Here is a 13,752-nt window from a genome sequence, read left to right on the forward strand (position 1 = left end):
TGCTCAGAGCAGCGTGCGCGGCCGGATCCGGTTGGCCTGGTCCACCAGCCGGAAGCGTTGCTGCCTCGTCTCGGTGGAGCGGGCGAGGGACCGCAGCACCGCCTCGGCGCCGGTGCGCAGGCCGAACTCAGTGAACGGCACCCCGCGCAGTAGTGGCGAGGGGGCGGGGTCGGCGCCGGGTCGGCGGATCCACTGCAGGGCGGTGGTGAGCACGGTGAGGCGGATCTGCAGCGCCCGGTGCTCGCCGGCCGGCAGGGCCGCCACGCGGCGCGCGGCCTCCCGCAGGTGCTTCTCCTCGGTCTCCTCGAGCGGCCGTCCCTGGCAGAGCAGCAGGATCGCGGTGAGTCGGGAGAGGGTCGAGTACCGCGAGTTGATCGGGAGCCGGTCCAGCTCCTCGATGGCGGCGTCCACTTCGCCGCGGCGCTGGAGCTGCCGCGCCAGCCCGAAGGCCGAGCTCACCACCGATCGGTCCACCGACCACACCGTGCGGTAGAAGTGTTCGCTCGAGCGCGCCCACCGTGCCCGGTCGCCCTCGGGGCACACGTCGAGGATGAGTTCGGCGGTCGCGGCCAGGGCGAGCTTGGGGCCGTTCTCGCCGGGCATCGCGGAGAGCACCTGCTGGAACCGGGGGTAGGCGTGCACCGGGTCACCCTTGAGCAGGGCGATCACGCCGTCGTACCAGACCAGCCGCCACTCGGTGCGGCGGCGGTGGGCGTGCTCGTCGAGCAGCGCCTCAGCCGAGGCCAGGTCCCCGCTCTCGAGGTGGGCGCGGGTCAGCGCCATGATGAGGCCCACGCTGTCGTATGCCTCGGAGTCCGTGTCGGCGTACAGCTCGCGCAGGGTGTCGATCCGCTGCTCTACCGATGTATAGGAGGTGGCGCCGAGAATCCGGGAGGCGGGATCGGACGGCTCCATGAGGGGGACGGGGAGGGCGTCGACGAGCTCGGCCCCGGTCAGGGTGGTGTCGCGCGGGTGGCCGTCGACGATGAAGTCGGTCGGTTCCACCGTGTAGAGCGTGCCGAAGGTGGACCGCTGGGGCGAGAAGACCGACGAGAACGCCGGCTGCGGCACGCCGGTCCGCAGGGCGATCACCTCGCGGAGCACGCCCATGAGCTGGCCGGCCATTCCGTCGGCGGTGTGGAACCGCATCGCGGGGTCGGGGTCCGTGGAGCGGAGCAGGAAGCGGTAGAGGGAGTCGTACCGGCTGAACACCGGTTCCTCGACGGGCGTGGGGATGCCGTCGGCGTAGCGCCCTTCGACGACGGGCAGCCGGACGATGAGCGCGGCCAGCGTCCGGCCCACCGTGTACAGGTCGGAGGCGACGGTCGGGCCGGTCTCGGGGATCTCCGGGGCCTGGAAGCCGGGCGTTCCGTAGATGTGGCCGTAGTCGCCCACGCCGGAGACGGCGCCCATGTCGATGAGCTTGACGTGGTCCTCCGTGAGCATGATGTTCTCGGGCTTGAGGTCGTTGTAGACCAGCCCCACGGAGTGCAGGTACGAGAGGGCTGTGAGGGTCTCGAGGATGTAGGCGATCGCCTTCTCGACGGGCAGGACCCGCCCGGGCGCCGAGCGGCGGACGTCGCGCAGGCTCGGCCCGCCCACATACTCCATGACGATGTAGCCGCCGTGCGTCGGCGAGGTGGCCCAGTCGTCGTAGATGAAGTTGTAGATCCTCACGATCGCGGGGTGGGAGAGCTCGGCGAGGATCTCGCGCTCGGCCACCGCGACCTCCTGGGCGGCCGCCTGGTCGGCGTGGAGCAGTCCCTTGAGCACCACCCAGCGGTCGGACACGTTGTGGTCCACCGCCAGGTAGACCCAGCCCATGCCGCCGTGGGCGAGCGCGCCGCGGACCTCGTACTGGTCGGCCACGATGTCGCCGGGCTGCAGTTCGGGGCGGGGCAGCTTCCCGCGGGAGGCCTCACACTCGGCCTCGATGTCCTCCGGCGCCAGCATGGCGGAGGTGGGGTCCACGGGGATGATGTAGGGCAGGTCGACCAGCCCGGCCGAGGCCAGGCTGGGCCGGGCCTTGGGCGCGGTGGGCTGGCGCAGTCGGAAGCGGGAGGAACTGCCGCGGTCCCCGGTGTGGGCGCCGCCGGTCACCCCGGGGGCGTGTTCGACGGGCACGGCGTGGGTGCGCGAGTCGGTGTCGGCGTCCGGGTCGCCGTCGGGCCCGGTGTCGGCACCGGCGGTGTCCGCGCCGTCCGTTCCGGTCAGGTAGCCGGTCATCGACACCGCCCCGGTGACCTCGACCGCGCCCGTGGGCTCCACGGCCTCGGTCCGCATCGTCGCCTGCGTGCCGACGTCAGGCTCGTCGTCGGGCCTGTCGCCCCATCCGTGCACGCTCATCGCGGTTCCTCCGGCCGGTAGACGGGCGCGGGCATGCCGGGGCTCGGTCCCAGGCCGGAGAGCCAGGTCGAGTACATCCGGTTCCACGTGCCGTCGGCGCGGATCCGCTCGAGGGTCGAGTTGACCTGCCGCACCAGCCCGTCGGTGTTGTTGTCCGGCGTCGAGAGGGCGATGCCCACGCCGTACGGCTCCGAGGTGAGCCGGGGGCCGACGAGTTCGAGGTACGGGTCCTGGGCGGTGATGCCGGCGAGGATCGCGTCGTCCGTGGTGATCGCGTCCACCTGGTTCTGCTGGATCGCCACCAGGCAGTCGGCCCACGTGTTGACCGAGAGCACGGTGATCCGGTCGAGCTCGGCCCACATGCGGGATGCCGACGTGGCGCCCGCCGCGACGCAGACTCGCTTGCCCTCGAGGTCGGAGATCTCCTCGATGCCGGACCCGCGGACGGCGGCGACGCGCTGGAAGGCCTGGTAGTAGGGTGAGGAGAACGTCACCAACTCGCGCCGTTCGCACGTGATGGACATCGACCGGATCACCACGTCGACCTGGTGGGTCTGCAGCGCCTCGATCCGGTTGGCGGAGGTGAGGGAGCGGAACTCCACCTGGGCGTCGTTGCCGAAGATGTCGCGGGTGATCTCGCGCGCCAGGTCCACGTCGAAGCCGGTGAGTTGGCCGGTGCGCGGGTCGCGGAAGCTGAACAGGTTGGATCCCTGGTCCAGGCCCACGATGAGCCGGCCCCGGGCCTTGATGCGGGGGATGCGCTCCTCCGGCTCGGCGTCGTCGGGCCGCAGGCTCTCGAGCAGTTCGCACTGCTCGTTGGAGTCGGGCGCGGGCGCAGCCCGTGGGGCCTCGGTGGTGACGGTCGCCCCGGCGGGCAGCGGCATCACCGCGGACACGTCGGGGATCCCGGCGCTACCCACGCCCAGCTCGTCCGACGGGACGACGGCCGCGGGTTCCTGCTCGGGAAAGGCGTCCCCTGCGTCGTCGGTGGCACATGCGGCGGTCGCGACGAGGGCGGCGATCGTCGCCGTCGCCGTCACTGCCCGGGCCCCCGCCCGCCACCCCCGGGCCGTCACAGGTACTCCCGGATCCGGGGCGCGATGCCGGCGAGCACGGCGAACGCAGCCAGCGTGGAGAGGGCAACGATGAGGTCCGGCCCGCTCGAGGACGTGCGGCGGGCGTTGTCGATGCGGGTGCGCAGCGTCTCGCGGGCCTCCTCGATGGCCTCCTGCATCGCCTCGTCGAAGGCGTCGAACGCGGCACCCGAGTCGCCGGGCCGGCGGCCGGAGGAGATGGCGATGGCGCCCTGGTAGTCGCCCTGCTGGTAGAGCGAGTCGGCGCGGTTCTGGGCCGCCATCCAGTCGTCGAGCGCGGCGATCGCGTCGGTGACGGCGCCGTCGTCGTCCAGGCTGATCCGCCCGGTTCCGGGCTCCTCCGAGTCGAGGTAGACGGTCAGCGAGGCGCGGACGCCGCCCAGGGTCTCGGCTCTTTCGGCGGTGGAGCCCTCGGGGTCGGTGCGGCGGACCAGGTTGAGCGTCTCCTGTGCGCGCACCTTCTGGGCGTTGATGCGCTGCCGGGTGAGCTCGTTCATGGGCGCGGCACCCTCGGACAGGCCCTTGGCGTTGTCGTTGGCGGCGAGGAACCCGGCGATCATGGTGAGAAGGAAGGTGCCGATGACGAAGATGGTGGCCAGCGCGAGCGCCGGGTTGATCCGGCGCCCGGTGAGCGTCCACAGCCAGTGCTGCAGCAGGACCAGTACCACCACGGCCGTGCCGAGCAGCGCGAACGAGCCCCACGGCGGGGAGGACCACTCGCGGTCCGGGTCGCCCACCGACGAGGACTGGCGGTCGTAGAGGTCGGCCGCGGCGGGCAGGATCGTGTCCTGCATGAGCGAGGACGCCGACGCCAGGTACGCCGAGCCCACCGGGTTGGCGACGCGGTTGTTGGTCCGTGCCGTCTCGACGAGCCCGGTGTAGGTGGTGAGCTGGGCGTTGATGTGGGCGATCTGGTCGATGGACTCCTCGTCGGTGCGGTCGATGCCCTGCGAGGCGGCGATGAGGGCCGACGACGAGGTGGCGATCGCCTGCAGGTAGCGGTCGCGGAGTTCGGCCGGCTCGATCCCGCCGGTGATGAAGGCGGTGTTGGCGGCGGAGTCCGCGATAGTCAGCGAGCTGTACAGGGTCTGGGAGGCGTTGGCGACGGGCTCGGCCTCGGCCAGCAGGGTCTCGTGGTGCTGCTGGCGGTTGGTGATGGTGGTGGACGCGACGATCCCGGCGAAGAGGACGACGAGGATCGCGGCCAGCGCGAACGCGGTCATGCGCCCCGGGGTGGTGAGAACGTCGTGCCAGAGCCGGCCCGCCCGGCGGCGTACGGGGTGGCGGGGCGGGCCGCCCTCCTCGGGGGACGCGGGTACGGGGGCGGTCGGGGTCGCGGGCGGGCCTGCTGCCGGGCGCGCAGGGGCGTCGGTGTCCATCGCGGCGCTCACCTCCCGGGATCCCCGCCGCCGGCGGACACTCGGCGGGCGTGGCTACCAGGCTAGTGAGTCCGCGACGCGGCGTCGGGCAGACTGGTCGGGGAGTCCGGCGATCCCGCCCGCGCGGCGGGGTCGGGCCGGAGAGGTGAAAGGGGGTCGCATGACCGCGAGCGACATCCACGGCGACGGCAACGGCTGGGTCGTCTCGGCCGACGGCGCCCGCCGGTGGGGCCGCTTCGGCGCCGCCGGCCTGCTCCTGCGCACCGCGGATCCGGCCGACCCTGCCGTCCCGATGGTGCTGCTGCAGCACCGCGCGGTGTGGACCGCCTCCGGAGACACGTGGGCGCTGCCCGGCGGCGCGCGGGACTCCCACGAGGACGCCGCCACTGCCGCACTGCGGGAGACGGAGGAGGAGGCCGAGGTCCGGCCGGCGGACGTCACGGTCCGGGCGGAGCGGGTGACCTCCCGGATGACCGGCACCGTCTGGCACCGGCCCGGCGTGGACGCCCGCCACCTGGCGGAGGTGCTGCGCACGATGCGGGCCGACCAGCGGCTCCCGGACAGCCGCGACGGCCGGCCGGTGGACGTCCCGCCGCTCGAGCAGGTGTCGACCGACGAGGTGGAGTGGACCTACACCACGGTGTTCGCCGACGCGCGGCGGCCGCTGGCGACCGTTCCCAACAACGAGAGCCTGGAGCTGCGGTGGGTGCGCGAGGACGAGGTGGCCACCATGCCTCTCATGCCCGCGTTCGCCCGGGCGTGGGAGGACGGCCTGCGCACCGAGCCGGTCGAGCTCGTGGTGGACGTGGCCAACGTGCTGGGCTCGCGCCCGGACGGCTGGTGGCGCGACCGCGCCGGGGCCACGGCCCGGCTGCTCGACGAGCTCGGCGCCGGGCTCCCCCGCACCCTCGAGTTGCCCGACGCGCGCTTCGGCTGGGTGGCGCGGGCGCACGCGGTGCTCGAGGGCGCGGCCCGCGCGGCCGAGCACGGTGGCCCGTTCGCCGTCCACCACGCCCCGGGCTCGGGGGACGACGTGATCGTCGACCTCGCAGCGGCGTTGGCGGCCGGCGCGGTCGGGGCGCCGGCGGCGGACGACGCGCCGGCGGCGGGGGCCCGCCGTGTCGTCGTGGTGACGGCCGACCGTGGCCTGCGCTCCCGGCTCGCGGACGAGGTCCTCGTCGTCGGGCCCCGGGCACTTCTGAGGTGAGGCTCCGCGCCCTCCCCGGCCGGCGCCACCAGCCCGCAGCGGCTGACGGATCCCGCCGACGGGGGCACACTGGACCGCATGAGACAGCCGCCGGAGATCCTCGTCGGACCGGTGCTGCGGTACGTCGACGAGACCGATGCGACCGTGTGGGTCGAGACGTCCGCGCCGTGCCGGGTCACGATCCGCGCCGGCGGGGCCGAGGTGATCGAGCCGACGTGGGGCGTGCACGGCCACCACTTCGCGCTCCTGCATCTGTCCGACCTCGAGCGAGGCACCGAGACGCCGTACGAGGTGGCTCTGGACGGGGTGACGGTGTGGCCCCAGGATCCGGAGCGGCCGAGCGTCATCCGCACGCCCCGTGACGACGACGTGGTGCGCCTGTCCTTCGGCTCCTGCCGCCGCGGCGAGAGCCAGTCCCCGCAGACCCTGCGGAAGATCGGCGCCGACGCCCTGGTGGCGCTGGCCCACCAGATGGCCGACACCCCGCACGAGGAGTGGCCGGACGCGATGCTGCTGCTCGGCGACCAGGTGTACGCCGACATCCCGAGCGAGGCGATCACCGAGCGGCTCGCCGAGCGCCGGGAGGCCGGCCTCGGCCCGCAGTCGGTGCGCGACTCGGCGGGCGAGGGCGGCGACCGCGACGTCTCGCAGGAGATCTGCGACTTCGAGGAGTACTCATGGCTCTACCACGAGTCGTGGCGCGACCCGGACGTGCGCTGGCTGCTCTCGACCGTGCCGAGCTGCATGATCCTCGACGACCACGACCTGCGCGACGACTGGAACTCCTCCCACGCGTGGCGGCGCGAGATGACCGCCCAGCCGTGGTGGGACGACCGCGTATTCGGCGCCTTCTCCAGTTACTTCGTCTACCAGCACCTCGGCAACCTCTCGCCGCGCGAGCTCGAGGGCAACGAGGTGTACCAGCGGTTGCGCACGGCGGCCGACGACGCCGAGCGCGAGGGGATCCTCGCCGACTTCTCCGTGCGCGCCGACTCCCGGCGGGGCACTGCGCAGTGGAGCTTCCACCGCGACTTCGGCCGCGTGCGGGTGGTGATGCTCGACGTGCGCGCGTCCCGGCACCTCGACCCCGAGGACCGGCGGGTGATGGACCACGACGAGTGGGAGTGGACGCGGCAGGTGTGCCTCGACGCCGACGTGGACCACCTCGTGATCGGCTCGTCGCTGCCGGCGTTCATGATCCCGGCGCTGCACCACATCGAGGGCTGGAACGAGGCCGTGAGCCGCGACCGGCCGGACAAGCCGTGGACCGCGCGGGTCGGGGAGTGGATACGCCTGGCCGTGGACCTCGAGCACTGGGCGGCTTTCCGCAACAGCTTCGACGACCTGGTGGGCCTGCTCACCGACGTGGCCGCCGGTCGCGGCGCCGCGGGGCGGGCCCCGGCGTCGATCCTCGTGCTGGCCGGCGACGTGCACTGTTCCTACATCGAGTCCGTGGAGCTCACCGCGCCCGAGGTGGCCGACTCGCCCACGCGGGTCCACCAACTCACCATGTCGCCCTACCGCAATCCTCTACAGAAGTCGATTCGGGCGGTCAACCGGCTCGCGCTGACCGAGCCCGTGCTGCGCGTCGCGCGCCGGCTGTCCGCCGCCGTCGGTGTACGCGACCCGCAGGTCCGGTGGGACGTGACCGATGGGATCTGGTTCGACAACGGGGTCATGACCCTCGTCCTGCGCGACCGCGAGGCCACCGTCGAGGTCGACCACGCGCGCGTCGAATGGCCGCCGCCGGGCTCGGCCGCGTGCTCACCTATGTACCGGGGCTCGCGCCCGGGACGTGGGGGCACAAGAAGGGCAAGGGCGACGACGGCGAGCGCAAGCCGCGCCAGGTCCTACGGCGGACGCTGACCAAGTCGCTCACGGGCTGAGCCCCGGAGAGGCCGCCCCCACGCCCCACGCCGCCCACGCCGCCCGCCGCCTCTCCGCTTCGTACACATATGTGCCGTTGGTTCAGGGGATCTGGCTCATTTGGTGTGCTTGTGCGTACGAAGCGGCAGGTCGGGTCTCCGCTGGGGGCGTGCATGCCGGTCTCGGACGCGGTTCAGGGCGAGGGGAGCGCCACCCGCAGCGCGGAAGCCGCGTCGACCGGGTCGGCGGCATCGGTGATCGCGCGGACCACCACCACCCGGCTCGCGCCCGCGTCGAGGACGTCGGGCAGGTTCTCGTGGCTGATCCCGCCGATCGCGAACCACGGCTTCGCCGCCCCGTCGGCCCTGTCGGCCCCGCCCTGCCCGGCCGCGTGTCGCACCAGGCTCAGCCCCGGCGCCGGCCGCCCGGGCTTGGTGGGCGTGGGCCACACCGGGCCCGTGCAGTAGTAGTCGATCCGCGGGTCCGCCGCGGCCGCGTCCACCTCGTCCGCCGCGTGGCACGAGCGGCCGATCACCACGTCGTCACCGACGATCCTGCGCGCCCAGTCCAGCGGCAGGTCGTCCTGCCCCAGGTGCAGCACATCGGCGCCGGCGGCCGCCGCGATGTCCGCCCTGTCGTTGACGGCGAGCAGCGCGCCGTACTCCTCGCAGATGTCCCGTATCTCGGCGAGCGCGGCGAGCTCGAACGCCGCCTCGAGCGGGCCGTGCTCGCGCTCGCCGGGCGAGTTCTTGTCGCGCAGCTGCACGATGTCCACCCCGCCGGCCAGGGCTGCCGACACGTCCCGGCGCAGCGCGGGGAACTCGCCTGACCAACCCTGTTCGCGGGCTGCGGCCTCGAGGTGCCGGCGTGCGTCGATGCACAGGTAGAGGCGGGCGTCGGTGAGACGGGCGCGGAGGCGGGCGGCGCGGTCCGAGTGGGCGGCGCGTGCGGAGGCGCGAGCGGTCATGGCAGCAACGGTAGGCGATTCCCGGTTGTGCCCGACATTCGCTCGGCATCGTGCGAGTGGCCCCCGAGCTGGTGTTGTGCATTGTCCGGCGCCTCACGACCCAGGCGCCTCACCATTCGGTCGACTCACGATTCGGCCGACTCGCTAGGCTCGCTCCCATGACCGCCGGACCCGCCGGGCCCGCCCCCGCGCAGCCGCCTCGCCACGGCCGCGTCGCCGTGGTCGGCGGCTCGGTGATCGGCCTGGCGTGCGCGTGGGCGGCGGCGCGGGCGCTGGCGGTCGAGGGCGCGACGGCCGAGATCACCGTCCACGAGCCCGACGACGCCGGTCCCGACGGCGTGCCCACCGGCGGCGCCGCGTGGGTGGCCGGCGGCATGCTCGCGCCGTTCAGCGAAGCGTGGCCGGGGGAGGACGCCGTGTTCGCGCTGGGCGTGGATTCGCTGCGTCGATGGCCGGGCTTCCTCGCCGACCTCGAGCCCCACCGCGCGCCGGGCCCGCCGATCCGCAGTGCCGCGCACACCCATCTGCTCGCCGTGGACGAGGCCGACGCCCGCGACCTCGAGCTGGCCATGACCTGGGCCGCGGGCCGCGCCGTGCCGGGCGGTGTGACCGGGGCCGACGTCCGCCGCGTGACCCGCCGCGACCTCCGTGCGGCCGAGCCGTCGTTGGCCCGCGTCGCGCGCGCCGCCTACCGCATGGACACCGAGGGCGCCGTGGACAACCGCCTGCTGCTGCGCGCGCTGGCCCGCGCATGTCGGGCTGCCGGCGTCCGGTGGGTGCGGGGAGAGGTGTCGGGGCTCGACGACGTCGACGCCGATCGCGTGATCCTGGCCGCCGGCGCCGGGTCCGCTGCTCTCGCGGGGCTGCCGGTGCGGCCGGTCAAGGGCGAGGTGATCCGCCTGCGGGCCCGGCCCGGCTGCGAGGAGCCGCCGCGCGGGGTGGTGCGCGCCTTCGTGCGCGGCCGGCCGCTGTACCTCGTGCCGCGCGAAGGCGGCATCGTCGTGGGCGCCACCCAATACGAGCACGGCGACGACCGCCAGGTCACCGTGGCCGGCGTCCGCGATCTCCTGGCCGACGCCGAGACGGTCTTCCCCGGGCTCGGCGAGTACGAGTTCGCCGAGGTCATCGCGGGCCTGCGCCCCATGTCGCCGGACAACCTGCCGCTGCTCGGTCCCGACCCCGCCGACCCGCGGATCGTGCACGCCACGGGCCACGGACGCAACGGGATCGCGCTCACGCCGGTGACGGCCGACGCGGCCGTCGCCGTGCTGCTCGGCCGGCCCGTCCCGGAGGCCGCGCGCTCCGCCCGGCCGGACCGCTTCGCCGGCTCGGACCGCTTCGTTCGCGGGTGAGCCCCACGCCGCGGCCGACTACGGTGGGTGCCACGACGCGAGAGACGGAGGGGATCCCATGATCGTCACGGTGAACGGCGAGGAACGGACGCTGGCTGACGGCGCGACCGTCCGGGCGCTGATCGAGGACCTGGGCCTGCCCGACGAGGGCGTGGCCGTAGCCGTCGACGGCGCCGTGGTGCCGTCGTCCACGTGGAACACCGCGTCGCTCGGCGCGGGCGCGGAGGTCGACGTCCTCGCGGCGGTGCAGGGTGGCTGAGCCTGCCCCCGGGCCCGGCCCCGAGCCCACCCCCGGCGCCGCCACCGACCCGGTAGCCGTACTCGACTCTCCGCTGGTCATCGCGGGCGAGGAGGTCGGCTCGCGGCTCATCATGGGCACCGGCGGCGCCGGGAACCAGGAGGTCCTCCGCGAGGCGCTCGTCGCCTCCGGCACGGCGCTCACCACGGTGTCGATCCGCAAGGTGGACCTGCGTCTCGGCTCGGACGGCGTCGGCCTGCTCGGGCTGCTCGGAGAACTCGGCATCCGCCCGTTGCCCAACACCGCCGGGTGCCGCGGCGCCGCGGAGGCCGTCAAGACCGCGCGGCTGGCGCGGGAGGCGCTGGGCACCAACTGGGTCAAGCTCGAGGTGATCGCCGATGAGCGGACACTCCTGCCCGACGCCGTGGAACTCGTCGAGGCCGCCGAGGACCTGGTGGACGACGGCTTCGTCGTGCTGCCCTACACCACCGACGACCCGGTGCTCGCCCGCCGCCTCGAGGACGTGGGATGCGCGGCCGTCATGCCGCTGGGCGCCCCCATCGGGACCGGCCTCGGGATCTGTAACCCACACAACATCGAGATGATCGTCGAACGCGCCGGCGTGCCGGTGATCTGCGACGCCGGCCTGGGCACCGCCTCCGACGCCGCGCTCGCCATGGAGCTGGGCTGCGACGGCGTCCTGCTCGCCACCGCCGTCACCCGCGCCGAGCACCCGCCGCTCATGGCGGCGGCGATGCGCGAGGCGGTCCGCGCCGGGTACGCCGCGCGCCGCGCCGGCCGGATCCCCAAGCGGTTCTGGGCGCAGGCCTCGAGCCCGCCGATCGACTGACCGCCGCTACCGCGGCACCCGCCGCACGCCGACGCCGCCCATCAGCGCCAGTCCGGTGACGCGGACCGTCGGCGCCCCGGGCGGGGCCTGGCGGACGGGCCGCGGGTCGGTCTTCCACGGGCCCCGGTCCTCACCGAACCCGCCCATGAGGCCGACGCCGTCCACCTCGATCTGCACGTCGTCCGGCACGAGGACCTCCACGCCGCCCATGATCGCAATGACGACGATGGTGGTGTGGTCCGCCTGCAGCGACGCCTGGCGCAGGTCGAGCTCGACCCCGCCCATGAGCGCGAAGACCGTGTGGGTCGACGGGACGGTCCACGTGCCGACCCGCTCGCTGCCGCCCATGACGGCGAGGGAGACCGACGGCCCCGACCCGCCGGTCACGCGCCGGCCCGGGGCGGCCCCGTGCGCGCGCCGGTGCGCGGGCGCGACCGGCGGTTCGTGGCCCGCCGGGACGAGGTCGCGCGTGAGCCCGGCGAGGTCGGAGCGGAAGCGGGCCTCGTATGCCCGCGACGTGCGCTCGTCGAATTCGTCGAGGCTGAGCCGCCCCTCCGAGTAGGCCTGCCGCAGGATCTCGGCGGTGGCGTGCCGCTCGGTGTCCGAGGCGCGCAGGGCGGGCAGATCGCGGTCGGGATCGGGCGTGGCGTCATCCATGGCCCCGAGGGTAGGTGGACCGGGCCGGCGTCGTCAGATGGCGGCCATTCGGGGTGGGCGCCCCGGCCTGGGCGGTCCGCCAGGCACACTGGAGCGCATGATCGAGGTGCGCAACCTGACCAAACGCTACGGCGCCGCCACCGCCGTGGACGATCTCACCTTCTCGGTGCGGCCCGGTGTCGTCACCGGCTTCCTCGGCCCCAACGGCGCCGGCAAGTCCACCACGATGCGGATGATCGTGGGCCTGGACCGCCCCACGTCGGGTGAGGCGCTGGTCAACGGCGTGCCCTACGACCGGCTCGACGACCCCATGCGCACGGTCGGCTGTCTGCTCGACGCCTCGTGGACGCACGCGAACCGCTCGGCGCACGCGCACCTCAGGATGCTCGCGGCGGCCGGCGGGATCCCCGCGACCCGCGTAGACGAGATGCTGGGTCTCGTGGGCCTGTCCGACGTCGCGGGCCGGAAGGTCGGCGGCTACTCCCTCGGCATGCGCCAGCGCCTCGGCCTGGCCGCCGCGATGCTCGGCGACCCTGAGGTCCTGCTCTTCGACGAGCCCGTCAACGGCCTGGACCCGGAGGGGATCTTGTGGATCCGCCAGTTCATGCACGCCCGGGCTGCCGAGGGGCGCACGGTGCTCGTCTCGAGCCACCTGCTCTCGGAGATGTCGCAGACGGCGCAGGACCTCGTGGTGATCGGCCGCGGCCGACTCCGCGCCCAGGCCTCCGTGGACGAGTTCCTCTCTCGGGGCGCCGCCACGGTGATCTTCCGCACCCCCCACCAGCGGGAGTTCGCCGTCGCAGCGCAGGAGGAGGGGATCGAGGCAACCTACGACACCGCCGTCGGCGTGTTCCACCTGCCCGGCACCACGGCGACCTGGGTGGGCGACTTCGCCGCGAGTCTCGGCGTGACCGTCCACGAGCTCCACGAGAAGCGCGCGTCGCTCGAGGAGGCGTTCATGTCGCTCGCCGGAGACGACGTCGAGTACCACGGTCAGGAGGCCACCCGATGACGCTGCTTCGGTCCGAGTGGATCAAGCTCACCTCCACCAAGAGTGCCTACTGGCTCTACGGCCTGGCGATCGTGCTCGGCGTGGGCCTCGCCGCGCTCATCGGCCAGTTCGAGCAGGCGGCCACGGGCGCCACCGCCACGAACGGCGAGGTGGCGGCAGACGCCCCCGGCGGCGGGAGCGACCCGATGTTCGCCCTCCTCGGCGTGGGCGCCTTCACCCTCTTCCTCTCATGGATCGCGGCGATCGTCGCCGTGACCGGCGAGTACCGGTACCACACCCTCAAGGCCACGTTTCTCGCCGTGCCCAGGCGGTGGCCGGTGGTCGCGGTCAAGACGGCGCTGCTGGCGGTGCTCTCCGCTGCCGTCACCGCCGTGTCGGTGATCCTCGCGCTCCTCGTGGCCGGGGCGCTGTCCGGCAACGAGTCCTGGACGCCGTTCTCCGGCGACGGGCTGACGTTCCTGTGGCGCCTCTCCGTCCAGGCCGCGCTCGGCACGGTCGCGGTGGTCGGTCTGGCGTACATCATGCGCAACGCCGCCGGCACCATCTCGCTGTTCCTCGTGTGGACCCTCGCCCTCGAGGGGCTCGTGGGCCTCATCCCGCGGATCGGCGACACGCTCGCCGGGTGGATGCCGTTCGCCAACGCCGACTACTGGGTCCAGGGCGACTTCGCCAAGGGCTCCATTACGTGGGGGACGGGAACCGCCCTGATGTGGTTCGCCGTGGTCTGCGTGGCCCTGTGGGCGATCGGCCTGGTGCTCACGCTCCGCCGCGACGCCTGACAGGG

Annotated in this window: 12 protein-coding genes; 7 read left to right on the top strand and 5 right to left on the bottom strand. The window is 73.7% G+C overall.

Going from position 1 to position 13,752, the window contains the following annotated elements; genetic code table 11:
* Positions 1-3: 3 nt before the first annotated feature.
* From ACH0BZ_RS00290 to ACH0BZ_RS00300, 3 genes are read right to left on the bottom strand one after another with little or no spacing between them, the layout of a single operon-like run.
* On the bottom strand, positions 4-2,346 hold the full coding sequence (locus tag ACH0BZ_RS00290) for a tetratricopeptide repeat protein (RefSeq protein WP_406895850.1): 2,343 nt from the start codon (positions 2,344-2,346) through the stop codon (positions 4-6).
* Positions 2,343-3,386: a glutamate ABC transporter substrate-binding protein gene (locus ACH0BZ_RS00295; RefSeq protein ID WP_406895851.1), complete on the bottom strand. Its 1,044-nt coding sequence runs from the start codon at positions 3,384-3,386 to the stop codon at positions 2,343-2,345. Before ACH0BZ_RS00295 ends, ACH0BZ_RS00290 begins: the two co-directional genes overlap by 4 nt.
* A 32-nt stretch (positions 3,387-3,418) precedes the next feature.
* Positions 3,419-4,831: a hypothetical protein gene (locus tag ACH0BZ_RS00300; RefSeq protein ID WP_406895853.1), complete on the bottom strand. Its 1,413-nt coding sequence runs from the start codon at positions 4,829-4,831 to the stop codon at positions 3,419-3,421.
* 163 nt (positions 4,832-4,994) lie between these two features.
* On the opposite strand from ACH0BZ_RS00300, the gene ACH0BZ_RS00305 reads away from it, so the two are divergent.
* On the top strand, positions 4,995-6,026 hold the full coding sequence (locus ACH0BZ_RS00305; RefSeq protein WP_406896316.1) for an NUDIX domain-containing protein: 1,032 nt from the start codon (positions 4,995-4,997) through the stop codon (positions 6,024-6,026).
* A 78-nt stretch (positions 6,027-6,104) separates the two neighbouring features.
* Positions 6,105-7,892: an alkaline phosphatase D family protein gene (locus ACH0BZ_RS00310; RefSeq protein ID WP_406895855.1), complete on the top strand. Its 1,788-nt coding sequence runs from the start codon at positions 6,105-6,107 to the stop codon at positions 7,890-7,892.
* Between the two features lie 193 nt (positions 7,893-8,085).
* Here the strand turns inward: ACH0BZ_RS00310 and thiE are convergent, their stop codons facing one another.
* Complete coding sequence (thiE, locus tag ACH0BZ_RS00315; protein WP_406895856.1) at positions 8,086-8,859, bottom strand: thiamine phosphate synthase; 774 nt, start codon at positions 8,857-8,859, stop codon at positions 8,086-8,088.
* Positions 8,860-9,017: 158 nt separating this feature from the next.
* Here thiE and thiO point away from each other — a divergent pair, with 158 nt between their 5' ends.
* From thiO to ACH0BZ_RS00330, 3 genes are all read left to right on the top strand, one after another.
* Positions 9,018-10,211: a glycine oxidase ThiO gene (gene thiO / locus ACH0BZ_RS00320; protein ID WP_406895858.1), complete on the top strand. Its 1,194-nt coding sequence runs from the start codon at positions 9,018-9,020 to the stop codon at positions 10,209-10,211.
* A gap of 58 nt (positions 10,212-10,269) precedes the next feature.
* On the top strand, positions 10,270-10,470 hold the full coding sequence (gene thiS / locus ACH0BZ_RS00325; RefSeq protein WP_406895859.1) for a sulfur carrier protein ThiS: 201 nt from the start codon (positions 10,270-10,272) through the stop codon (positions 10,468-10,470).
* 73 nt (positions 10,471-10,543) lie between these two features.
* On the top strand, positions 10,544-11,299 hold the full coding sequence (locus tag ACH0BZ_RS00330; RefSeq protein WP_406896318.1) for a thiazole synthase: 756 nt from the start codon (positions 10,544-10,546) through the stop codon (positions 11,297-11,299).
* A 6-nt stretch (positions 11,300-11,305) separates the two neighbouring features.
* On the opposite strand, the gene ACH0BZ_RS00335 is transcribed toward ACH0BZ_RS00330, so the two are convergent.
* Entirely contained in the window at positions 11,306-11,956 is a 651-nt protein-coding gene (locus tag ACH0BZ_RS00335) for a DUF1707 domain-containing protein (RefSeq protein WP_406895860.1), read from the bottom strand.
* A gap of 97 nt (positions 11,957-12,053) precedes the next feature.
* On the opposite strand from ACH0BZ_RS00335, the gene ACH0BZ_RS00340 reads away from it, so the two are divergent.
* Both ACH0BZ_RS00340 and ACH0BZ_RS00345 read left to right on the top strand, forming a co-directional pair.
* On the top strand, positions 12,054-12,968 hold the full coding sequence (locus ACH0BZ_RS00340; protein WP_406895861.1) for an ABC transporter ATP-binding protein: 915 nt from the start codon (positions 12,054-12,056) through the stop codon (positions 12,966-12,968).
* The gene (locus tag ACH0BZ_RS00345; RefSeq protein WP_406895862.1) at positions 12,965-13,747 is read left to right on the top strand and encodes an ABC transporter permease; all 783 of its coding nucleotides are present in this window, start codon (positions 12,965-12,967) and stop codon (positions 13,745-13,747) included. The genes ACH0BZ_RS00340 and ACH0BZ_RS00345 overlap by 4 nt, the downstream gene beginning before the upstream one ends.
* Positions 13,748-13,752: the final 5 nt, after the last annotated feature.

This window comes from Dietzia sp. 179-F 9C3 NHS, from assembly GCF_045369825.1.
In the GTDB taxonomy this organism is placed as follows: Bacteria; Actinomycetota; Actinomycetes; order Mycobacteriales; family Mycobacteriaceae; genus Dietzia.